This is a genomic window from Ralstonia sp. SA306 (genome assembly GCF_054792405.1).
Genome location: NZ_CP096451.1, coordinates 2,426,178 through 2,447,084 on the forward strand (window position 1 = coordinate 2,426,178; position 20,907 = coordinate 2,447,084).

General features: G+C 65.4%; 20 protein-coding genes. 9 read left to right on the forward strand and 11 right to left on the reverse strand.

The window, feature by feature from the left end; translation table 11 throughout:
* Positions 1-16 precede the first annotated feature (16 nt).
* The 4 genes from ligD (at position 17) to M1D44_RS11615 (ending at position 6,071) form a co-directional block, all read left to right on the forward strand.
* On the forward strand, positions 17-2,620 hold the full coding sequence (ligD, locus tag M1D44_RS11600; protein WP_316852723.1) for a DNA ligase D: 2,604 nt from the start codon (positions 17-19) through the stop codon (positions 2,618-2,620).
* Between the two features lie 138 nt (positions 2,621-2,758).
* Positions 2,759-4,297 carry a D-alanyl-D-alanine carboxypeptidase/D-alanyl-D-alanine endopeptidase gene (dacB, locus tag M1D44_RS11605; protein ID WP_316852724.1) on the forward strand — a complete coding sequence of 513 codons (1,539 nt, stop codon included), beginning with the start codon at positions 2,759-2,761 and terminating at the stop codon, positions 4,295-4,297.
* Positions 4,294-4,821, forward strand: a complete 528-nt coding sequence (gene mobB / locus M1D44_RS11610; RefSeq protein ID WP_024976536.1) for a molybdopterin-guanine dinucleotide biosynthesis protein B — start codon at positions 4,294-4,296, stop codon at positions 4,819-4,821. Before dacB ends, mobB begins: the two co-directional genes overlap by 4 nt.
* A gap of 203 nt (positions 4,822-5,024) precedes the next feature.
* A complete protein-coding gene (locus M1D44_RS11615; RefSeq protein ID WP_316852725.1) occupies positions 5,025-6,071 on the forward strand; it encodes a tetratricopeptide repeat protein in 1,047 nt (348 codons plus the stop codon).
* A 63-nt stretch (positions 6,072-6,134) separates the two neighbouring features.
* Here the strand turns inward: M1D44_RS11615 and M1D44_RS11620 are convergent, their stop codons facing one another.
* From M1D44_RS11620 to M1D44_RS11670, 11 genes are all read right to left on the reverse strand, one after another.
* A complete protein-coding gene (locus tag M1D44_RS11620) occupies positions 6,135-7,178 on the reverse strand; it encodes an SGNH/GDSL hydrolase family protein (protein WP_024976538.1) in 1,044 nt (347 codons plus the stop codon).
* A 145-nt stretch (positions 7,179-7,323) separates the two neighbouring features.
* Positions 7,324-8,337, reverse strand: a complete 1,014-nt coding sequence (locus tag M1D44_RS11625; protein WP_024976539.1) for an L-threonylcarbamoyladenylate synthase — start codon at positions 8,335-8,337, stop codon at positions 7,324-7,326.
* A 13-nt stretch (positions 8,338-8,350) separates the two neighbouring features.
* On the reverse strand, positions 8,351-9,586 hold the full coding sequence (locus M1D44_RS11630) for a 5-(carboxyamino)imidazole ribonucleotide synthase (protein WP_112185766.1): 1,236 nt from the start codon (positions 9,584-9,586) through the stop codon (positions 8,351-8,353).
* 19 nt (positions 9,587-9,605) lie between these two features.
* Entirely contained in the window at positions 9,606-10,115 is a 510-nt protein-coding gene (purE, locus tag M1D44_RS11635) for a 5-(carboxyamino)imidazole ribonucleotide mutase (protein ID WP_012434947.1), read from the reverse strand.
* 16 nt (positions 10,116-10,131) lie between these two features.
* A complete protein-coding gene (locus tag M1D44_RS11640) occupies positions 10,132-11,055 on the reverse strand; it encodes a phosphoribosylaminoimidazolesuccinocarboxamide synthase (protein WP_004636116.1) in 924 nt (307 codons plus the stop codon).
* A gap of 113 nt (positions 11,056-11,168) precedes the next feature.
* Positions 11,169-12,233, reverse strand: a complete 1,065-nt coding sequence (gene fba, locus M1D44_RS11645) for a class II fructose-bisphosphate aldolase (protein ID WP_024976542.1) — start codon at positions 12,231-12,233, stop codon at positions 11,169-11,171.
* A gap of 87 nt (positions 12,234-12,320) precedes the next feature.
* On the reverse strand, positions 12,321-13,760 hold the full coding sequence (pyk, locus tag M1D44_RS11650) for a pyruvate kinase (protein WP_024976543.1): 1,440 nt from the start codon (positions 13,758-13,760) through the stop codon (positions 12,321-12,323).
* A gap of 49 nt (positions 13,761-13,809) precedes the next feature.
* Positions 13,810-15,021 carry a phosphoglycerate kinase gene (locus M1D44_RS11655; protein ID WP_112185768.1) on the reverse strand — a complete coding sequence of 404 codons (1,212 nt, stop codon included), beginning with the start codon at positions 15,019-15,021 and terminating at the stop codon, positions 13,810-13,812.
* Between the two features lie 119 nt (positions 15,022-15,140).
* Positions 15,141-16,037 (reverse strand): EamA family transporter RarD, encoded by an 897-nt coding sequence (gene rarD / locus M1D44_RS11660; protein ID WP_024976545.1) that lies wholly within the window; start codon positions 16,035-16,037, stop codon positions 15,141-15,143.
* 2 nt (positions 16,038-16,039) lie between these two features.
* A complete protein-coding gene (locus M1D44_RS11665; RefSeq protein ID WP_024976546.1) occupies positions 16,040-16,363 on the reverse strand; it encodes an AzlD domain-containing protein in 324 nt (107 codons plus the stop codon).
* Positions 16,360-17,154 (reverse strand): AzlC family ABC transporter permease, encoded by a 795-nt coding sequence (locus tag M1D44_RS11670; protein WP_024976547.1) that lies wholly within the window; start codon positions 17,152-17,154, stop codon positions 16,360-16,362. The genes M1D44_RS11665 and M1D44_RS11670 overlap by 4 nt, the downstream gene beginning before the upstream one ends.
* Before the next feature lie 328 nt (positions 17,155-17,482).
* On the opposite strand from M1D44_RS11670, the gene M1D44_RS11675 reads away from it, so the two are divergent.
* From M1D44_RS11675 to M1D44_RS11695, 5 genes are read left to right on the forward strand one after another with little or no spacing between them, the layout of a single operon-like run.
* Entirely contained in the window at positions 17,483-17,680 is a 198-nt protein-coding gene (locus M1D44_RS11675) for a zinc-finger domain-containing protein (RefSeq protein WP_024976548.1), read from the forward strand.
* Positions 17,681-17,729: 49 nt separating this feature from the next.
* A complete protein-coding gene (waaF, locus tag M1D44_RS11680) occupies positions 17,730-18,755 on the forward strand; it encodes a lipopolysaccharide heptosyltransferase II (protein ID WP_112185770.1) in 1,026 nt (341 codons plus the stop codon).
* 25 nt (positions 18,756-18,780) lie between these two features.
* Positions 18,781-19,221 (forward strand): YybH family protein, encoded by a 441-nt coding sequence (locus M1D44_RS11685; RefSeq protein WP_024976550.1) that lies wholly within the window; start codon positions 18,781-18,783, stop codon positions 19,219-19,221.
* A gap of 34 nt (positions 19,222-19,255) precedes the next feature.
* Complete coding sequence (locus M1D44_RS11690) at positions 19,256-20,332, forward strand: YheT family hydrolase (RefSeq protein WP_112185772.1); 1,077 nt, start codon at positions 19,256-19,258, stop codon at positions 20,330-20,332.
* Positions 20,325-20,906 (forward strand): DUF2946 family protein, encoded by a 582-nt coding sequence (locus tag M1D44_RS11695; RefSeq protein ID WP_024976552.1) that lies wholly within the window; start codon positions 20,325-20,327, stop codon positions 20,904-20,906. The genes M1D44_RS11690 and M1D44_RS11695 overlap by 8 nt, the downstream gene beginning before the upstream one ends.
* The last annotated feature ends 1 nt before the right edge of the window (position 20,907 follow it).

The following is a 20,907-nucleotide window of genomic DNA, read 5'->3' on the forward strand; positions in this document are numbered from 1 at the left end:
CGACGGAGCCGACGCCATGCCACGCCATCTCGCCGACTACCACCGCAAGCGCGATTTCACGAAGACGCAGGAACCCGCGGGCGCACGCCGCAAAGCCGACGAGCGACATGACGATGGCGCCCTGCACTTCGTGATCCAGAAGCACGACGCCACGCGGCTGCACTACGACTTCCGGCTTGAACTCGACGGCACGCTCAAGAGTTGGGCCGTCCCGAAAGGCCCCAGCCTCGACCCCGCCGACAAGCGCCTCGCCGTGCATGTTGAAGACCATCCGCTGGACTACGCGGATTTCGAAGGCCACATCCCCGAAGGCCAATACGGCGGTGGTGACGTGATCGTGTGGGATCGTGGGACATGGCGCCCGCATGGCGATCCGCGCAAGGCGTACCGCGACGGCAAGCTCAAATTCGATCTCGACGGCGAGAAGCTCCACGGTGCGTGGGCGCTCGTGCGCACGCACTTGCACGGCACGGGCAGACATCCGAAAGAACAGTGGTTGCTGATCAAGGAACGGGACGACCAGGTGCGCGCATCCAGCGACTACGACGTGACACAGGCCCTGCCCGCCAGCGTGATCACCGGAGAGAACGTTGGCGCAAAACCCAAGACCAAAGGAAAGGCCAAGGCCGATGACGGCAGGACCGAGCGTGCCGAACCGGCACAAGTGCAGCCGCCCTCCGGGGCCGTGCCCGGCACGCTGCCCAGAACGCTGGAGCCGCAACTCGCCACACTGGTCGATGGGCCGCCCGCGCAGGGGGAGTGGGACTACGAAGTGAAGTTCGATGGCTACCGCATCCTTGCGCGCATCGACGGCAACACCGTGCGCCTGTTCAGCCGCAACGGCCGGGACTGGACAGCCAAGCTACCGCGCCAGGCGCGCACGCTGCATGCGCTGGGCCTGCGTGAGGCGTGGCTCGACGGCGAAGTCGTGGTGATGGGCGAACGCGGCGTGCCCGACTTCCAGGCGCTGCAGAACGCCTTCGAAACCGCGCATGCCGAACGCATTGCCTACTACCTGTTCGACATCCCGTTCTGCAACGGTATGGACTTGCGGGGCGTACCGTTACGCGAACGGCGGGCGCTGCTGCAACGCATTCTTGATGCGGCCCCGGGCGACCTGGACCGCGATGCGGTGCTGTTCTCAGGCACATTCAACGCGGCACCCGAAGACTTGCTGTCGTCGGCGTGCAGCATGTCGCTCGAAGGTGTGATCGGCAAGCGCGCCGATGCGCCGTACCGGGCCGGCCGCGGCCCCGCATGGATCAAGCTCAAATGCGGGCAACGGCAGGAATTCGTGATCGGCGGCTACAGCGCCCCGAAGGGCAGCCGCAGCGGCTTTGGCGCCCTGCTGCTCGGTGTGTATGACGACGCGGGCAGGCTGCGCTATGCAGGCCGCGTCGGCACCGGCTTCAACGAGACGAGTCTGCACGCTTTGCATCACGAGCTGACCGGTCTGACCCTCGACACGCCGCCCTTCGCCGACCCGCCCACCGGCAGCGATGCGCGCGACGTCCGATGGGTCAAGCCCGAGCGCGTGGCGGAAATCGCCTTTGCCGAATGGACGCGCGAAGGCATCGTGCGGCAGGCGGTGTTTCAAGGTTTGCGCGACGACAAACCCGCCCGCAACATCGTGCGTGAAGAAGCCAAACCGCCCAGTGCCGCCGCCCGCAAGGAGACCCGTGCCGTGAATGCCCCTGAACGCAAGGTGCGCCCCGGTGCCGAACGCATCGCGGGTGTGGATGTCACGCATCCGGACCGCGTCATCGAAAAAGCCAGCGGCACCACCAAGGCTGACCTGGCGCGCTATTACGCAGGCGTGGCCGAATGGATGCTGCCGCATCTGCGTAACCGGCCGACGTCGCTCGTACGAGCGCCCGATGGCATCGACGGCGAGCGCTTCTTCCAGAAGCATTCCGCCGCACTCAAGCTGCAGGGCATCACGCAGTTGGACCCTTCGCTTGACCCGGGGCATCCGTCGCTGCTGGCGATCAACTCGGCTGAAGCCCTGGTCGGTGCGGTGCAGATGGGCACGGTGGAATTCCACACGTGGAATGCACTGGCCGACCGCATCGAACAGCCCGACCGCATCGTCTTCGATATCGATCCCGACCCGGCACTGCCCTTCGCGCGCGTGATCGAGGCCACGCAGCTCACGCTTGCGCTGCTCGATGAACTCGGCCTGAAGGCGTTCCTGAAAACCAGCGGCGGGCATGGCATGCACGTGGTGGTGCCGCTCGCGCGCCGTGAGGCGGCCGGCTGGGACACGCTCAAAGCCTTCGCGCAAGCCGTGGTGCAGCACATGGCGGCGACTTTTCCTGACCGCTTTGTCGCCAAGATGGGCCCGCAGAACCGGGTGGGGAAGATCTTCATCGACTATCTGCGCAACAACCGCGGCGCGAGCACGGTGGCCGCGTATTCGGTGCGCGCGCGGACGGGGCTGCCGGTGTCGGTGCCGATCCGCCATGAAGAGCTGGAGGAACTGCAGGCGTCTGCACAATGGACGCTGCGCACGCTGCCGGAGCGGCTGGCCAAGCTCAAGGGCGACCCGTGGGCGGACTACGCCGGCACGCGCCAATCGGTCACGGCCGACATGCGCAAGCGCATCGGCGCCAATGACTGAACCATCACACGCTGGCAATTCTTAAAGAATTGGGCGGTGAACGCCCTATTGCTTGTCGGCCGAAGTGCGGGGCCACTGCGTTAACATGCCTGCGTCTGCACTTGGCGCACTTGTCTGCGCTCCACTCTGCCCCCGCCGATGGCCCGAATTCGTCCGACCCGTTTGCTGAATCTGTCGCGCAGTGCGCTCGCCTGCGCCGCGCTTTTGACCATTGCGGCCTCGCCGCTGGCCCACGCCAAGAAGGCCAAGGCCCACGCCGCACCGCACGCCACCGCCGCGCAAGCTCGCCAGGCCGCGCACAACCCCGCCGGATTGCCTGCCAACGTGGCGCTGGCCTTTGCGCGCGCGCATATCCCGCTGGATGCGGTGAGCGTGTTCGTGATCCGCACCGGCACCGCCACGCCCATCCTGCAATGGAATGCCGACACCGGAATGAACCCGGCGTCGACCATGAAGCTGCTGACAACCTTCGCAGGGCTGGACCTGCTGGGCCCGGACTTTCGCTGGAAGACCACGGCCTATGCCGACAAACAGCCCGTCAACGGCACGCTCGACGGCAACCTGTACCTGCGCGGCCAGGGCGATCCGAAGCTGATTCCCGAAGAACTCGTCAAGCTGGTGACCGACGTGCGCCGCGCCGGCGTGGATGAACTGGCCGGCAATATCGTGCTCGATCGCACCTACTTCGAGGGCGGCCTGTCGGAAGCACCGCCGCTGGACGGCGACAGCGCGCGTGCCTACAACGTCGCGCCCGACGCCCTGCTGTATTCATTCAAGACGCTCACGTTCACGCTGTCGCCAGATTCCGGTAACGGCGCGGTCAACATTGATGTATCGCCGCCGCTGGCCCAATTGCAGATCGACAACCAGTTGCGCACCACGCGCGGCGGCTGCGGCGACTGGAAGACAACCTCCGGCGCCAACATCTCCACGCAAACCGACGGTCATGTGCTTGCCAGCTTCGACGGCCGCTATGCCGCCGCGTGCGGCGAACGCGTTTTCAATATCGCCGCGCTCACGCATGCCGACTTCATCTGGGGCGGCTTCCTGGCGCTGTGGCAGCAAGCCGGCGGCACGACCCGCTTTACGCCGGGCCTGCGCGAGGGCAAGGTGCCACGCCAGGCCATTCTGCTGGCCACGCACTACGGCCCGCCACTGTCGGAGGTTGTGCACGACATCGACAAGTATTCGAACAACGTGATGGCGCGCCAGCTCTTCCTGACGATCGGCGCGGAAATCGGCCGCAAGCCAGCATCGGTGCGGCAATCGACCGAGGTCATCAACCGCTGGCTGGCCAAACAGAACCTGACGATGCCGGAGCTGGTGCTGGAGAACGGCTCGGGCCTGTCGCGCATCGAGCGCATCAGCGCACGCAACATGGGGCGCTTGCTGCAGCAGGCCGATGCCAACCCGAACGGCGGCGTGCTGCGCGATGCGCTGCCCGTCGTCGGCGTGGACGGCACCATGCGCAACCGCCTGACACGGGCTGGGGTGGCGGGCAATGCAGAGATCAAGACCGGCACGCTCAACGACGTGCGCGCCATCGCGGGCTACGTGGAAGGTGAAAACGGCGAGCGCTTCGTGGTGGTCAGCATGATCAACCACCCGAACGCCAGCGGCGGCCAGGCTGCACACGACGCACTGCTGCAATGGATTTACCAGGGCGCGCCGCGATGAGTTCACGCAAGGCATTACTGGGCATCACCGGCACGTCGGGCAGCGGCAAGACCACGCTCGTCGAGCAGCTCATCGCCCGTTTCGTGCGCGACGGGCGGCGCGTGGCGGCCATCAAGCACACGCATCACGGCTTCGATCTCGATTCGCCGGGCAAGGATTCGTACCGTATGCGCGAAGCCGGCAGCGCCGAAGTCGTGCTCGTGGGCGGTGAACGCCTCGTGCTGATGCGCGAATACACCAACGCCGTGGAACCCGAACTTGATGACGTGCTGGCGCTGCTCTCGCCCGCCACCGACCTCGTCATCGTAGAAGGCTATAAGCGCAGCACCTTCCCGAAAATCGAAGTGTTCCGCCCGTCGCTGGGGCGACCGCCGCTTTGGCCAGAAATTGGCGGCGTGGTGGCGGTGGCCACCGATTCGCCTGACGCCGTGCAGCCGCCTGAAGGCGTGGCCGTGCTCGATTTGAACGACGTCGATGCGGTGTACCGGTTTGCCGTACGGCAACTGGCCAACGCATCCATATGAAGCACTCTTAACATCCGGGCGAAGCAGCTTGGCTATGATGGGGCCGTCCAGTTTTTTGCCAGCCCCTTCCCAACAACATGCTTTCCCGTCTATCGGCCGCGCTGCTTGGCGCGGCATTTTTTTGCTCGGCCCTGCCAGTCGCTGCGCGTGATTGGGTCGCCCCGAATGCCACTCTCGGGCGCGGCGCACAGGTCCACCAATTCGTGCTCATCGATTCTGCGACCGGGCGCCCGATGCCCAACGCGCGCTACCGCCTGTTCCTGCCCGGCCACACCATCGCCGGCAAGCCGCCGCAGGCGGGTGAAACCGACAGCGTGATCTTCGGCACCACCGACGGCGCCGGACGTACGGCCAAGGTCCGGTTGCCAAAACATTACGCGGCGGCACGCTGGGTGCTCAATCCCGTCGTCGGCAATGGCGACCTCGGCGAATCGTTCCGCCTGGTCGATTCGCTCGGTGGCGCACCCATCGAGGGGCATCCGTATCTGATCGATGTGGTGGACGAATACCTGGTCTGCGGCCACTCCAGCGCCGGTGGTTATACCGCCTACGTGCAATCGCGTGAGTCGCGCACCGTGCACCTTGAAAACACTGTGACCTTCACGCCGGCCGACGATGCCTGGTGCGCCGGCGAAGGCCGTGCGATCGCCGATAGCAGCAACTCGCAGGGCGCACCCGCTCTCTATTCGCAGTATCTCGGCACGCTCACCGCCAACGCGGCGACACTCAGCGAAGACTTGCAGAGCCGCATCGCGCGCAAGCTGATGTCGCTCGCGATTGCCGAACGTGATGACGCCCGCATCGACCTGGCCCTCGACCTGCAGCCGGTGCCGGAAGACCGCCTCAACAGCTACGGCTACGAACTTGTTGACGCGGGCCTGCGCGTGGAGCGCGGCCTGTCGATGATCGAAGCCTATCTGGCCAAGCACCCGAACGACCCATTCGCGCTCGACAGCAAGGGCTGGGCGCTATACCGGCTCGGCCGCAACGACGAAGCGCTTACATGGTTCGACCGCTCTATCGCCGTCTTCGCGCAACCCGGCAGCGACTATGAAGCGAGCGATGACGCAGTACGCGAAGCACGCGCGGAAGGCCTCGCGCACAAGGGCGAAGTGCTTTGGAAGCTGGGCCGCGCGGACGAAGCGCACGATTGCTTCAGGCAGGGCCTCGCCATGTCGCCGCAGAACGATGTGCTCAAGACCACGCTGGCCCGCCTGGCCGTAACATTGCCGACCGCCGACGCCAAGTAGGAAAAACATCGCTACAAACAAAAACGCCCGCTTCACGCGGGCGTTTTGCTCAGTGGTGCTCGATCAGTGCGTCACACCGTCAGCCAGCAGGCGTTGCAGCACGTTGCTCGATATCAGGCGATGACCGCCCGTGGTGGGGTGCACGCCGTCGGCGAACAAGTAGGACGTATCGGCGCCCGTGGCCACAAGCGTGTTGGCCGAGCAGAACAGCGAGCTGCCGCCCGCGCCCGGCACGAGTGTGTTGATCTTGGTCGCATCGCACGCCGGCACGCTGGTGTTGCTGAACCCGAACGTCGCGCCGTTCTGGATGACGGCCGTCAGCTGCGCGTTGAAGTCGATCACGCGAGCGCTGGTGCCGGCCAGACCGGTTTGCAGCGTGGTGTTGAACGCGCCCACCAGTGCATGAAGCAGTGCCTGGCCTGTCGCGCCGCCCGCCACGCCTTGCGGCGTCAGGCTGCTGTCAGGCAGGTTGAACACGTAGAGCTGCGTCGCGTTCTTGCTGATCATGTCCTTGATGTAACCGACCAGATCGGTCGCCGCCTGCTGCACTTGTGCGGTAGCGATGGCAGGCGTCACACCCGAGTTGGGTGTCGCGACGGCGGCAGCCCAGTAGAAGATGTCGTTGTTGCCGCCGAACACGAACACCACGTCGTTGTTGCCGTTGAACGTGTTGTTGCTGGCCGCGTAGAAGTTGGCGAGTTGCTGTTTGACCGGATAGGTGAGCGCCCCGGCGCCACCGTTGTGACCAATGCCATTCGGGTCGGTCACGCGCGAGCCGCCTTGCGCGTAGTCGAAGCAACCAGGTTTCGGGCAGGTCTGCACCGAGGTGGCGTAACCCATCACTGCCGGCGTGAGCGTCACACCGAGTTGTGCGGCCACGGTTTCCGCCCAGATCGGACCGGGGTTGGTGGTGAACTTGCCGCCGCCCACGGCAGCCGCTGCCGGCGTGTAGGTGCCGGCATCGCTCAGGCTGTCGCCGAATACCACCATGCGCTGCACCTTGGCGACGTTGGGGTTGCCGCTCTGATCGCTTTCACCGCCGCAAGCCGCCAGGCTCAAGGCCAGGGCCGCCGATGCGACGACGCCCATCCATTGACGCAACTTCATGATGTCTGTCTCCCGTGTGGAATTTTTTTGGTCTGTGGTGCCGCGGTGCGTAACCTCGCCGTGCGCGTTTGAAGCACGCGGAACGACACAACGCCCAAGTGTAGCGAGGTTGCCGGGCGCACGGCGAACGCGCACCCCGTAAGAATTAGAGGTCCGTCTCGAACGCGGCGGCGGCGCGACGCAGGCGGTCGTTGACGGCCGCCCAGGCGGGCGTGTCAGCTAGGGTTTCCACCCAAATGGCGTCGTAGCCGCCGCGGTCGAGTTCGCGCAATAGCGCGTAGAGCGCGTTGGCATAGGCGGCAGGTGTGGCGGGGGCGACGCGCTGATCGCAGCCGTCACGCAGTGCCACGGGGGCACCGAGCCACACGATGCGCTTGTCCGCGGGCAGCGCAGCCAAGCGCGCGGGCACATCGGCAGCCGATAGCAGATGCAATGGCGTACGCGGCGCGTAGTGCGCCTTCAACGTGCCGGAAGCACGCGGCGCAGCGGCATCGGGAAGCGCCGGCACTTCGCCGGTCACGCGCTCGATGTCTTCGGGCGTGATGGCGCCCGGGCGCAGCAGCACGGGGCCAATGCCTTGATCCAGCCGCGAAAGATCGATGATGGTCGATTCGATGCCCACATCCACGCCGTCGCCTTCGAGCACGAACACGGCATCGCCGAATTCGTCTCGCACGTGCTGCGCGGTGGTCGGGCTGACCTGGCCGAACTTGTTGGCCGACGGCGCTGCAATGCCGCCGCGCCCGCGCTTGAAGCGCGAGAGCAACGCCTGCGCCACCGGGTGCGATGGGCAACGAAGCCCGATGCTGTCCTGCCCGCCCGCCACGGCCGCGGGAATGTGCGGCGCACGTTTCAGGATCAGCGTGAGCGGCCCCGGCCAGAAGGCTTCGATGAGTTGGAGCGCGATGCCGGGCACATCGTCGGCCCAATAGGAAATATCGGCGCCGTCGACCACGTGCACGATCACGGGGTGATCGGACGGACGGCCCTTGGCCGCATAGATCTTGGCGATGGCCTGCGGGCTTTCGGCATCGGCGCCGAGTCCGTACACGGTCTCGGTCGGGAAGGCGACCAGCTCGCCCGCCTCCAGCCTGCGCGCAGCCTCATCAAGGCGTTCGGCGGAAGGCATGGTGTAGGGCGTTTTGGTCCGATGCGGCATGGGCGACTCGTCTTTAGGCGGGCTGCAGGCCGAGCACGTGCGCGGCATGGCGGAATGCTTCGTCCACCACTTCCGGCGAGGTGCCGACGCAATTCACGTGACCCATCTTGCGGCCCGGGCGCGCATCCGCCTTGCCGTACAGGTGGACCTTCGCACCGCTGTGGCGCATCACTTCGTGCCACGCAGGCGTGCGCTCGAGACCGTATTCGAACCACACGTCGCCCAGCACATTCAGCATGCGCCCCGGCGAGTGCTGCCGCGTGCTGCCCAGCGGCAGGCGTGCCATGGCACGCACCTGCTGCTCGAACTGGCTGGTCTCGCACACGTCCATGGTGATGTGGCCGGAGTTATGCGGACGCGGCGCCATTTCGTTGGCGACCAGAGAGCCATCCTGCAGCACGAAGAACTCGATGCACAGCACGCCGACGTAGCCCATTTCTTCGGCGATCATCGCCGCGGCGGCACGTGTGCGCGTGGCAATGTCATCCGACACGCTGCGCGAGGGCATGGTCGTTGAAAACAGGATGCCGTCACGGTGCTCGTTCTCGGCAAGCGGCCAAGTGGCGGTCGTGCCATCGGCGCCGCGCGCGGCCAGCACCGACACCTCGTACGCCAGCGGCAGCATCTTCTCCAGCACGCACGGCACGTGCTGCATGGCCGCCCAGGCCGCGCGCAGCTCTTCAACCGTTGCGACACGCGCCTGGCCCTTGCCGTCGTAGCCCATGCGGGCGATCTTCAGGATGCCGGGCAGCAGGTCGGCGGGCAGTTGTTCGATATCGGCTTCGTGTTCAATCACCCAGCTCGGTGCGGGGTGGATGCCTGTGCGTGCGGCGCACAGCGCGAAGAACTTTTTCTCGGCGATGCGGTTCTGCGCGATCGATACGCAGTTGGCACGCGGCGCAACGAACGCACCGAGTTGCTCCAGGCGATCGAGCGCCATGGCCGGCACGTTTTCGAATTCAGTGGTGACGGCCGGGCACAGCGCAGCCATCTCTGCCAATGCGGCTTCATCGGTATAGCCAGCGCACAGATGGCGCTCTGCGATGGTGCCGGCAGGGCTGTTCGGATCCGGGTCGAGCACGCAGACCTTGTAACCCATCGCCTGTGCGGCGTGCGTAAACATGCGGCCGAGCTGGCCACCGCCGAGCATGCCAAGCCAGGCATCGGGCAGGATCGCGTTGGGAACGTTCAGCGCGCGGGATTCCGCGGTGTGGGCTTGCGCCAGGCGCGGGTTCAGGTCGTCGGCCATGAATCAGGTCGTAGGTTACTTAAGCGCCGTGCACAGGGAGCGTCATGCCGCGCGCGACTTCGGTCTGCTGCGCGCGGAAGGCTTCGAGCTTGTCGGCAAGGGCCGAGTCGGTGGTGGCGATCGTCGCGATGGCAGCCAGCGCTGCGTTGGCCGCACCGGCCTCGCCAATAGCAAACGTCGACACCGGAATGCCCTTGGGCATCTGCACGATGGAGAGCAGCGAATCTTCGCCGCGCAGGTACTTGGACGGCACCGGCACGCCGAACACCGGCACGATCGTCTTAGCGGCGATCATGCCCGGCAAGTGGGCTGCTCCGCCCGCGCCGGCGATGATGGCGCGCAAACCACGGCTGCGTGCGGCTTCGGCGTAACGGAACATGTCGTCCGGCATACGGTGCGCAGAAACAACCTGCGCCTCGAACGGAATGCCGAACTGCGTGAGCATGTCGACGGCGTGGCGCATCACTTCCCAGTCGGAGCTGGAGCCCATCACCACGCCAACGAGCGGAGCGGATTGCTGTGCGGTCATCGTCATCGCTCCTTGTTCAGCGCAGCGATTCGCCGGTCAGGCGGGTCAGTGCTTCGCGGTACTTGTCGGCGGTCTTTTCGATCACGTCGGCGGGCAGTTGCGGCGCCGGCGCAGTCTTCGGCCACGGTTTGCCGTCGATGCGCACCGCTTCGAGCCAATCGCGCACGAACTGCTTGTCGAACGACGGCGGGTTCGTGCCGACCTGGTACGAATCGGCCGGCCAGAAGCGCGACGAATCTGCGGTGAGCGCCTCGTCCATCAGCGTGAGCGTGCCGTTCTCATCCAGACCGAATTCGAACTTGGTGTCGGCGATGATGATGCCGCGCGTGGCAGCAAAGTCGGAGGCTTCCTTGTACAGGCGGATGCTCACGTCGCGGATCTGCGCGGCGAGGTCGGGGCCGATGCGGCGCTCGACTTCATCGAAGGAAATGTTCTCGTCGTGCTCACCCATCTCGGCCTTGGCGGCGGGGGTGAAGATCGGCTCGGGCAGCTTCTGCGCGTTCTGCAGGCCGGGGGCCAGATGCACGCCGCAGACGGCGCCGGTGGCTTGGTAATCCTTCCAGCCGCTGCCGGCCAGGTAGCCGCGCACCACGGCTTCCACCAGGATCGGCTTCAGGCGTTTGACCACGATGGCGCGGCCGCGCACCTGGTCGACTTCATTCGGAGCCACCACGGTTTCCGGGGCGATGCCCGTCTCGTGCGTCGGCACGATGTGGCGCAGCTTGTTGAACCAGAAATCCGACATCTGCGCGAGCACACGGCCCTTGTCCGGAATCGGCTGGCCGAGAATCACGTCAAACGCCGAGAGGCGGTCGGTGGTGACCATCAGCAGCTTGTCGTCGCCGACAGCGTAGTTCTCGCGCACCTTGCCACGGCCGAGCAACGGCAGGCTGGTGATCGACGATTCGTAAAGGGCGGAGGATGCGGGGGTGGCGGACACGGCGGAACCCGAGAGGAGATAAGAAAACGTGGAAGGCCAGCATTATACGTGGCCCATGCAATGCAAAACGGCTGGCGCAGTGCCAGCCGTTTGCCAGATGTGACGCGAAATGCTTATTGCACCACTTGCGCCAGATCGCCGCTTTGGTACTTCTGCGCCATCACAGACAGGCCGATCGGCTTGATCTTGCCAGCCTGACCTTCGCAGCCGAACTCGATATAGCGCGCCTTGCAGACTTGCTTGGCGGCTTCGCGAGCGGGCTTGAGCCATTCGCGGGCATCGAACTTGTCCGGGTTTTCGGCCAGGAACTTACGCACCGCGCCCGTCATTGCCAGACGGATGTCGGTGTCGATGTTGATCTTGCGCACGCCGTACTTGATGGCTTCCTGGATTTCCTCGACGGGCACGCCGTAGGTTTCCTTCATCTTGCCGCCGTACTGGTTGATGATAGCCAGCAGTTCTTGCGGCACGCTCGACGAGCCGTGCATCACCAGGTGGGTGTTCGGGATGCGCGCGTGGATTTCCTTCACGCGGCTGATCGCCAGGATGTCGCCGGTAGGCTTGCGCGTGAACTTGTAGGCGCCGTGGCTGGTGCCAATGGCAATGGCCAGGGCGTCCAGTTGGGTCGCCTTGACGAACTGGGCAGCCTCTTCCGGGTCGGTCAGCAGGGACGAGTGGTCGAGCTTGCCTTCCGCGCCGTGGCCATCTTCCTCGCCGGCCATACCGGTCTCCAGCGAGCCCAGGCAGCCGAGTTCGCCTTCAACGGTCACACCAACCTTGTGGGCCATCTCGACCACGCGGCGCGTCACGTCGACGTTGTAGTCGAAATCAGCCGGGGTCTTGCCGTCTTCGCGCAGCGAGCCGTCCATCATGACCGAGCCGAAGCCCAGGTCGATGGCGCCCTGGCAGATTGCCGGGCTTTGGCCGTGATCCTGGTGCATGACCAGCGGAATCTCCGGATAAGCCTCGACGGCGGCCTGGATCAGGTGCTTGATGAACGATTCGCCGGCGTATTTGCGGGCGCCTGCGCTGGCCTGCAGGATGACCGGTGCGCCGGCTTCCTTGGCAGCTTCCATCACAGCCTGGACTTGCTCCAGATTGTTCACGTTGAATGCCGGCAGGCCGTAGCCGTTTTCAGCGGCGTGGTCCAGCAGTTGGCGCATCGAGACGAGTGGCATGGTTTTCTCCTATGGATCGATCTGTATTCGGTCTCAGGAACCCGTGGGCGTCTGGTAGACGTAGCAAACGGCGTTCCGTCGTGGGCGTCAGTGCATGCCGACGCGAACAATCTTGAGCGTGTTGGTGCCGCCGGCCTGACCCATCGGCTCGCCGACGGTCAGGACGATGAAGTCGCCACGCTGCACGACGCCACGCGCGACCAGCAGTTCTTCGGCCTGGTGCAGGGCTTCGTCACGGTCGGCGCTGTTGGCCAGCGGCAGCGACTGCACGTTGCGGTACAGGGCCATCTTGCGCTGCGAGGCCACGTTGGGCGTCATCGCATAAATGGGGATGTTGATGCCGTGGCGGCTCATCCACAGCGCCGTGGCGCCGGAATCGGTAAGCGCGGCAATCGCCTTGACCTGCAGATGGTGCGCCGTGAACAGCGCCCCCATGGCAATCGACTGGTCAATGCGGCTGAAAGTCTGGTCGAGGAAGTCAGTGTCCAGGTGCACGGATTGCGACTTCTCGGCTTCCAAACAGATGGCAGCCATGGCCTCGATGGTCTCGACCGGGTAGCGCCCGGCAGCGGTTTCCGCCGACAGCATCACCGCATCGGTGCCGTCGAGCACGGCGTTTGCGACGTCCGACACCTCGGCGCGCGTCGGCACCGGGTTGACGATCATCGATTCCATCATCTGCGTGGCGGTGATGGCCAGCTTGTTGTTTTCGCGGGCCAGCTTGATCATGCGCTTCTGCAGCGCTGGCACAGCCGCGTTGCCCACTTCCACCGCCAGGTCGCCACGCGCGACCATGATGCCGTCGGAAGCGGCCAGGATCTCTTCGAGCACGCCGGGGCGGATGGCCTCAGCACGCTCGATCTTGGCGATCATGCGCGTCTTGTGGTTGTGCGGCGCGCCTGCCACGGCGGCCAGCTGGCGCGCCATTTCCATGTCGGTCGCGTTCTTGGGGAAGCTGACCGCAACGTAATCGGCGCCCAGCGCCATCGCGGTCTTGATGTCTTCCATGTCCTTGGCGGTCAGCGCCGGCGCCGACAGCCCGCCGCCCTGGCGGTTGATGCCCTTGTTGTTGGACAGATCTCCGCCGATCTTGACGATGGTCTCAATCTCTTCACCCACCACGCGCTCGACCTGCAGCACGATCAGCCCGTCGTTGAGCAGCAGCAGATCGCCCGGGCCAACGTCGCGCGGCAGTTCCTTGTAGTCGAGACCGACGCGCTCCTGGTTGCCCAGTTCGCAGCGGGCGTCGAGCGTAAAGCGATCACCCGGTTCGAGCGTGATCTTGCCGCTCTCGAACTTGCCGACGCGGATCTTCGGACCCTGCAGGTCGGCCATGATGGCCACCTCGCGGCCCACCGAACGCGCCACTTCGCGCACAAGCTGCGCACGATCGATGTGATCTTGCGCCGCGCCGTGCGAGAAGTTCAGCCGCACCACGTCCACCCCCGCGGCGATCATGCGGGTCAGGACTTCCTGCGTGCTGGACGCGGGGCCGAGCGTTGCGACGATCTTGGTAGCACGGGTCATGGGCGGCGGTGTCTCGTTGTTGTGGTGGGGATGTTCGCGGCGCTTGCGCTCAAGCCACAGCGGTCTGGCTCTGCGCGCGTTGCTCCAGGATTTCGACGGCCGGCAGCGTCTTGCCTTCCAGGAATTCGAGGAACGCACCGCCGCCGGTGGAGATATAGCCCACCTTGTCGGCGATGTTGTACTTGGCGATGGCAGCCAGCGTGTCGCCGCCGCCCGCAATCGAGAAACCCGACGAGGCAGCAATCGCCTCGGCCAGCACCTTGGTGCCATTGCCGAACTGGTCGAACTCGAACACGCCGACCGGGCCGTTCCAGACGATGGTGCCGGCTGTCTTCAGTTGCTCGGCCAGTTGGGCAGCCGTCTTGGGGCCGATATCGAGGATCATGTCGTCGTCCGCCACATCCGCCACATCCTTGACGGTCGCGGCCGCGGTAGCGCTGAATTCCTTGGCGCACACCACGTCGACCGGGATGGGCACCGATGCGCCACGTGCTGCCAGCATCTCAATGATGGCCTTTGCATCGCCCACCAAGTCGGCTTCCGCCAGCGATTTGCCGATCTTCAGGCCGGCAGCCAGCATGAACGTGTTGGCAATGCCGCCCCCCACGATCAGGTTGTCCACCTTGTCAGCCAGCGACTTCAGGATAGTCAGCTTGGTCGAAACCTTCGAGCCGGCCACGATGGCGACCAGCGGGCGTGCCGGCTGACCCAGCGCCTTGCCCAGCGCATCCAGTTCGGCGGCCAGCAGCGGACCGGCGCAGGCGACGGGCGCAAACTTGGCGATACCGTGGGTGGTGGCTTCCGCGCGGTGGGCAGTGCCGAAGGCGTCGTTGACGTAGACATCGCACAGCTTGGCCATCTTCTGGGCCAGTTCGTCGCTGTTCTTCTTCTCGCCCTTGTTCACACGGCAGTTTTCCAGCAGCACGACCTGGCCGGGCGCGACATCCACGCCGTCGACCCAGTTCTGGACGAGTTTCACGTCACGGCCTAGCAGCTCGGACAGGCGCTTGGCAACCGGCGCGAGCGAATCTTCGGGCTTGAATTCGCCCTCGGTCGGGCGGCCCAGATGCGAAGTGACCATGACGGCCGCACCCGCGTCCAGCGCGGCTTTGACGGCCGGCACGGATGCGCGGATGCGCGTGTCTTCGGTGATGTTGCCGGCATCGTCTTGCGGCACGTTGAGGTCGGCGCGGATGAACACGCGCTTACCGGCAAGCTTTCCTTCGGAGATGAGATCGGACAGACGCAGGACGTGGGGCATGGCAGCTACGGAAGAAATCGCGGAAAACGACAATTTTACCCGATGCGCCTGGTCAAAACGTGCGTTTCTCGGCCGAACCTTCCCGGCTCGACCGTCTTGCCGAGGCCGATTGGCGGGGACTATGCCGGCACCGGCGTGCGACGGCGCAGCCGCATCCAGCCTTCGGCCGAATACACGGCAAGACCTGCCCAGATGAGCACATAGCCCGCCACCTTGGGGCCCGCAAACGGCTCGTTGTAGAGCCAAACGCCCAGCAGCAACTGCAGCGTCGGGCTCACGTATTGCAGCAAACCCAACAGCGACAGCGGAATACGCCGCGCGCCGGCGCCAAACAGCAGCAGAGGCAGCGCCGTCAGCGGGCCGGCCAGTGCCAGCAGCAACTGCGTGCCCGGCGATGCGGCCAGGAAGGCATTCTGATGCTGCGAAGCCAGCCAGCCGAGATAGGCCAGCGCCAGCGGAAACAGCAGTAGCGTCTCCAGCGTCAGCCCTTCCAGCGCGCCCAGCGGCGAAGTCTTGCGCAGCAAGCCGTAGAACCCAAACGAAAATGCCAGCGCCAGAGCAATCCAAGGCAGCGTGCCGGCCTGCCAGGTCAGCCACGCCACGCCTGCCGCCGCCAGGGCTACCGACACCCACTGCACTGGCCGCAGCCGCTCGCCGAGCACCAGCAGCGCCAGCATTACCACCACCAGCGGATTGATGAAGTAGCCCAAGCTGGCGTCGATCACGTGGTCGTGGTTGACGGCCCAGATGTAGGTCAGCCAGTTGGCGGCCAACAGGCTGGTGCTGGCCGCGTAGCGCGCCACGACACGCGGCTGCGTGCGCAGCGCCCAAAGCCACGCCCAGTGCCGTTTCACGAGCAGAATCACCACCATCACCGCCAACGACCAGATCACGCGGTGCGAAAGAATCTCCACCGGCGACACCGCCTTGAGCAGCTTGAAGTACAGCGGAAACAGGCCCCACATCGTGTAGGCCAGAAACGCGAAGATCGCGCCGTTGCGATTGGAGCCCGGCATGTTCATCCCCAGAGACGCAGCACGGTAAAGACGCCCATGCCGACGAAGATCATGCCGAGCATGCGCCGCGTTGCCACATAGAAAGCGGTGGCTGCAACGCCGGCCATCAGGCGCGGGTTGGTCCAGCTCGCGTCGAAGTGCCCCTGATTCCAGAGCAGGTCGGGCAAGACGATGGCGACGAGCGCGGCAGCGGGCGCAAAGCGCAGCGCGTGCTGCACGCGGGTGGGCAGGGTCATGCGGTTGCCCACGATCAGGAACAGCGAACGCGTGACGATCGTCACCACGGTCATCCCGGCAATCACCAGCCAGATTTCGAGTGCGCTCATGCGTCGTCCTCTTCGGCTGCAACACGCGCGGCGCGGCGGCGTTGCCACTGCAGGCGCGCGGCGGCTTCGTCCGCAGCCAGGCCGGCAGCCATCGCGCCGGTCACTGCAATCACCAGACTCAATCGATACGGCAGCCTGAAGGCAACCAGAGCCAGCACCGCCGCCACAGCCACCGCCATGAGGGTGGCACGGCTACGAATGGTCGACACCATGACAGGAATCAGCGCGAGCGTCCCGGCCAACGCCAGGCCCCACGCGTCAGGAAACAGGCTCGCCGCGACGATGCCCACGATGGACGACACCTGCCAGCCAACGAAGCTCAGCAGGACCATGCCCCAGTAATAGCCCTCCTTGCCCGCCTGCGGCGCGGCCGAGGGGTACTGCTGGGTGAACAGCACGAACGGCAGATCGCCGTTGAACACGCCCAGGACCACGCGCCGCATGAACGGCAGGTGCCCGAAATGCTGCATCAGCCCCGCGCTAAAGATGATGAAGCGCACATTCACGATGAACGCCGTCAGCAACGCCGTCCAGATCGGCAACCCCGCCGCCAGCAGCGGCAGCACCGCCAACTGCGATGACCCGGCATATACGAAGATCGTCATGCCGATGGCCTGCGGGATGGTCAGCACCGATTTGCTCATCGCCACGCCGGTCACCAGCCCCCAGGCGAGCACCGGCGGCATCGACGGCATGTAAGCTCGCACGCCGGCAAAGAAGCCCGCACGTTCGGCCGGATCGATCGCTTCCCAGCGGCGCTGCAACGCAGCCGCCCAGCGAACTAGCGCCATAGCGCCCCCAAAAGTGGCGAATCAGACTCTTTTTGATCAACCGGACGGGGACAACCGGCAGCGCGGGCGCGCAGGAACGTCGGGGGCGACATGGGTGGCTCGTAGGAAACACGTGATTATACTTTTGATGTTAAGCATCCGCTTAACGGCGATGCGCGTGCGCCCCGCCCTACGAAACGATTCGTGCCGGGCGCCACGCACTGCAACAATCTGCGTTGGCGTGCCTGCGCCCACCCCTTACAATTTCGCTTTTGTCGGTTTTTGAACCTGCGGCCCATATCACGGTGTGGCTGACCTGCTCAGACCGCGCCGGCACTCCTCACTCACCATGACCTCGCAAACCGCACCCACGATCGAAATCGGCGCAGACGACCTGCCGCTGCATTGCCCGACCGCCAAAACGCCGGCCTGGAACTACCACCCGCGCGTGTTCCTCGACATCGCTGACACCGGCGAGGCCAAGTGCCCATACTGCGGCACCGTCTACAAGCTGGCCCCCGGCGTTGAACTGAAGGGCCACCATTGAGCCCGATTCACCTGCAGTACACCGGTCGCCGCGCTCGCCAGGCGATTCGATGATGCGCAAGATTCTCGTCGTCGCCCCCAATTGGATCGGTGATGCGCTGATGGCGCAGCCGCTGTTCGCGCAGCTCAAGGCGCGGCACCCGCGCGCGCAGATCCACGCCATCGCCCCAAAATGGGTCGCGCCCGTGCTCGCGCGCATGCCCGAGATCGCGCGCGTGCTGCCGACCGAACTCGCCCACGGCAAGCTGCAGCTCGGCAGCCGCACGATGTTCGCCCAGCAGCTCAAAGGCGAAACCTTTGACGCAGCGTACGTGCTGCCGAACTCGTTCAAGAGCGCGCTGATCCCGTGGCTGGCCGGCATTCCGCTGCGCATCGGCTACAAGGGCGAGTCGCGCCTGGGCGTGCTGAACGTGCGCTATCCGAATCCGCCCAAGAACGCGCGTCCGCCGATGGTGCAGCACTACGCGGCGCTGGCTTTCAAGCCCCACGCCAAGCTGCCCGACACCCTGCCCGACCCCAAGCTCGACATTGATGTGCAGCGGGTGGCCGCCACCTCGGCCAAGTTCGGCATTCCGGGCAACGCGCGGCTGATTGCCTTCTGCCCGGGCGCGGAATACGGCCCCGCCAAGCGTTGGCCTGCCGAACACTTTGCAGAGCTTGCGCAGATGCTGCGCCGCTCGTTCCCGTATGCGCAGATCGTCGCGCTCGGTTCGGGCAAGGACCGCGAGATGGCCAACGCCATCGTCGAGCGCGCGCCGTTCGTGCGCAACCTGTGCGGCGAGACCTCGCTGGACGAAGCCATCGAGCTGCTCGCCCGCGCCGAAGCCGCCATCTGCAACGATTCCGGCCTGATGCACGTGACCGCCGCCCTAGGGCGCCCACAGGTGGCCGTATTCGGCTCCAGCGACCCGCGCCACACGCCGCCGCTGTCGCCCGCTGCGAGTATCATGTGGCTCCATCTGGAGTGCAGCCCGTGCTTTGCGCGCGAATGCCCGCTGGGCCACTTGCGCTGCCTGCGCGACATCGGTCCCGAGATGGTGTTTCATGAATTGCGCCGGCTGCTGCAGCCGCAGTAATACGCTCTCCTTAACGTTCACCGCCATGCCACGATTTGCCCGCCTGTTCGAAGCCGCCGAGGACATCCTCGAAGCCTATCGCGATGCGCTCAAGCGCCGCGATGCCGATGGCGCGCTCAAGCTGTGGCTCGATGAGGACTCGGTGAGCTTCATCCTGCCGGATGGCCAGCGCCTGAACGGCCACGAGCAACTGCGCGGCTGCCTTGATGCGCTGGTCGAGAAGAACCCGGTCTGGATCGAATGCCTCTCGCAGCAGGTGCATTCGTCGCTGGGCGTATCGATCTTCGAAGCCACGGAAGCGCTACGCTTCTCGGCCACCGCCACCGAGGCCGACCTGTACGTGCACACGACGTACGTACTGATGCAGAACCACGAAGGCTGGCGTATCGCCCACGTGCATTCCAGCCAGGCCGCCGAAGAACGCGTGGCCGCCTCCATCGCCAGCGTTACGCACTCTCTGCACTAAGCTGCCGCGCTTGGCGTGGCTGCCGTCTCTCTCGATGACCCACCCGTCTCGCCACGCCACTCCCCTTGAACTGAATCTGGGCGCCCTGCTTGCAGGGTCGTTCGAGCCGCATGCGTTCCGCTCGCCGTGGTGGCTGATCGGCGGCAACGCGCAGACGATCGTGCCCGCGCGCCTGTGGCGCTTTCCGCGCATTACGTATCGGCGCGAACGCTGGGACACGCCCGACCACGACTTCATCGACCTCGACTGGACCACGCATGAAACGGATGCGCACGCGCCGCTCGTCGTCATGTTTCATGGCCTGGAGGGCGATTCGCGCAGCCATTACGCGCGGCTGCTGATGGATGCGCTGCGCGCGCGCCGCTGGCTGGGGGTCATTCCGCACTTTCGCGGTTGCTCGGGCGAGATGAACCTTGCGCCGCGCATGTATCACTGTGGAGACGGCGCTGAGATCGCGTGGATCCTCGAACGCCTTTATCGGACGGTTTGCCAGCCGCAGGGCCGCAAGCTGCTGGTCGTCGGCATCTCGCTGGGCGGCAACGCGCTGCTGCGCTACCTGGGCGAACATGGTACCGATGCGCGCTACGTGAGCGCGGTTGCGACGGTGTCTGCGCCGCTGGACATGCGAGCGGGCGGCGCAGCGTTGTCCAAGGGCTTCAACATGGTCTACACGCGCATGTTCCTGCGCACGCTCAAGGACAAGGCCAACGCCAAGCTCGACCAGCACCCAGGCCTGTACGACCGCGCCGCCATGATGGCCACGCGCACGCTGGGGCAGTTCGACAATCTTGTCACCGCCCCGCTGCACGGTTTTCGCGACGTGCTCGACTACTGGACACGCGCTTCATCCAAACCCGTGCTGCGCGAGGTACGCGTGCCCGCGCTGGTGCTGAACGCTCGCAACGATCCGTTCCTGCCCGGACAGCACCTGCCCGGCCCCGCCGACGTGTCACCCGACATCACGCTGGACCAGCCGCTGCACGGCGGCCATGTCGGTTTCCTGGTGCGCCATGGCAAAACAGGCCGCGTCGACTGGATGCCCGCCCGCGTCCTGCGCTTTTTCGATGACGTTTTGGGCCGCCAAACCAACGCGGAAGACGCCCATGGATGACATCGTCCGCCAGGCCATGGCCAAGTGGCCGAACGTGCCGAATTGCTTTGGCTGGCTGGCGCTGGATCGGCGGGGCCAATGGCGCATGCGCAACGAATATGCGCAGGCCAACAACCTATCCGGTGAGCCGATCCGCCACGCGGCGCTCGTCGATTTCATCGTGCGCAACTATGCGCATGACGATGCGGGGCGCTGGTTCTTCCAGAACGGGCCGCAGCGAGTGTTTGTCGGACTCGATTACACGCCGTGGGTGGTGCGGCTGTCAGCCGACGGCGCGCCGCCAGCGTTCACCACAACCACCGGCGCCGCATTCTCACCCGGCGACTGTTTTGTCGATGAACAAGGCAGCGTGCTGCTCTCGGGCCGCGTGGGCGGCTGCGAAGCAGAAGAGACGATTGCGCTGCTGCACGATCATGACCTGGAGCCGTTCTCATCCTTGGCCCAATGGCACGGAGACGCATGCGGAGCCGCACTGGGTACGTTGACGCTGGGGGATCGGACGTTCGACATTGAGCCAATTGCGAGCACGGAGGTTGCAAAGCGCTATGGCTTCGTGACCCGGCCCGCGGAATAGC

What these genes read in the sequence shown, in the direction of transcription:
- ligD (WP_316852723.1), top strand. Translation starts at nt 17, where the DNA reads ATGCCACGCCATCTCGCCGACTACCACCGCAAGCGCGATTTCACGAAG.
- dacB (WP_316852724.1), top strand. Translation starts at nt 2,759, where the DNA reads ATGGCCCGAATTCGTCCGACCCGTTTGCTGAATCTGTCGCGCAGTGCG.
- mobB (WP_024976536.1), top strand. Translation starts at nt 4,294, where the DNA reads ATGAGTTCACGCAAGGCATTACTGGGCATCACCGGCACGTCGGGCAGC.
- M1D44_RS11620 (WP_024976538.1), bottom strand. Translation starts at nt 7,178, where the DNA reads ATGAAGTTGCGTCAATGGATGGGCGTCGTCGCATCGGCGGCCCTGGCC.
- M1D44_RS11625 (WP_024976539.1), bottom strand. Translation starts at nt 8,337, where the DNA reads ATGCCGCATCGGACCAAAACGCCCTACACCATGCCTTCCGCCGAACGC.
- M1D44_RS11630 (WP_112185766.1), bottom strand. Translation starts at nt 9,586, where the DNA reads ATGGCCGACGACCTGAACCCGCGCCTGGCGCAAGCCCACACCGCGGAA.
- purE (WP_012434947.1), bottom strand. Translation starts at nt 10,115, where the DNA reads ATGACCGCACAGCAATCCGCTCCGCTCGTTGGCGTGGTGATGGGCTCC.
- fba (WP_024976542.1), bottom strand. Translation starts at nt 12,233, where the DNA reads ATGCCACTCGTCTCGATGCGCCAACTGCTGGACCACGCCGCTGAAAAC.
- pyk (WP_024976543.1), bottom strand. Translation starts at nt 13,760, where the DNA reads ATGACCCGTGCTACCAAGATCGTCGCAACGCTCGGCCCCGCGTCCAGC.
- M1D44_RS11655 (WP_112185768.1), bottom strand. Translation starts at nt 15,021, where the DNA reads ATGCCCCACGTCCTGCGTCTGTCCGATCTCATCTCCGAAGGAAAGCTT.
- rarD (WP_024976545.1), bottom strand. Translation starts at nt 16,037, where the DNA reads ATGCCGGGCTCCAATCGCAACGGCGCGATCTTCGCGTTTCTGGCCTAC.
- M1D44_RS11665 (WP_024976546.1), bottom strand. Translation starts at nt 16,363, where the DNA reads ATGAGCGCACTCGAAATCTGGCTGGTGATTGCCGGGATGACCGTGGTG.
- M1D44_RS11670 (WP_024976547.1), bottom strand. Translation starts at nt 17,154, where the DNA reads ATGGCGCTAGTTCGCTGGGCGGCTGCGTTGCAGCGCCGCTGGGAAGCG.
- M1D44_RS11675 (WP_024976548.1), top strand. Translation starts at nt 17,483, where the DNA reads ATGACCTCGCAAACCGCACCCACGATCGAAATCGGCGCAGACGACCTG.
- waaF (WP_112185770.1), top strand. Translation starts at nt 17,730, where the DNA reads ATGATGCGCAAGATTCTCGTCGTCGCCCCCAATTGGATCGGTGATGCG.
- M1D44_RS11685 (WP_024976550.1), top strand. Translation starts at nt 18,781, where the DNA reads ATGCCACGATTTGCCCGCCTGTTCGAAGCCGCCGAGGACATCCTCGAA.
- M1D44_RS11690 (WP_112185772.1), top strand. Translation starts at nt 19,256, where the DNA reads ATGACCCACCCGTCTCGCCACGCCACTCCCCTTGAACTGAATCTGGGC.
- M1D44_RS11695 (WP_024976552.1), top strand. Translation starts at nt 20,325, where the DNA reads ATGGATGACATCGTCCGCCAGGCCATGGCCAAGTGGCCGAACGTGCCG.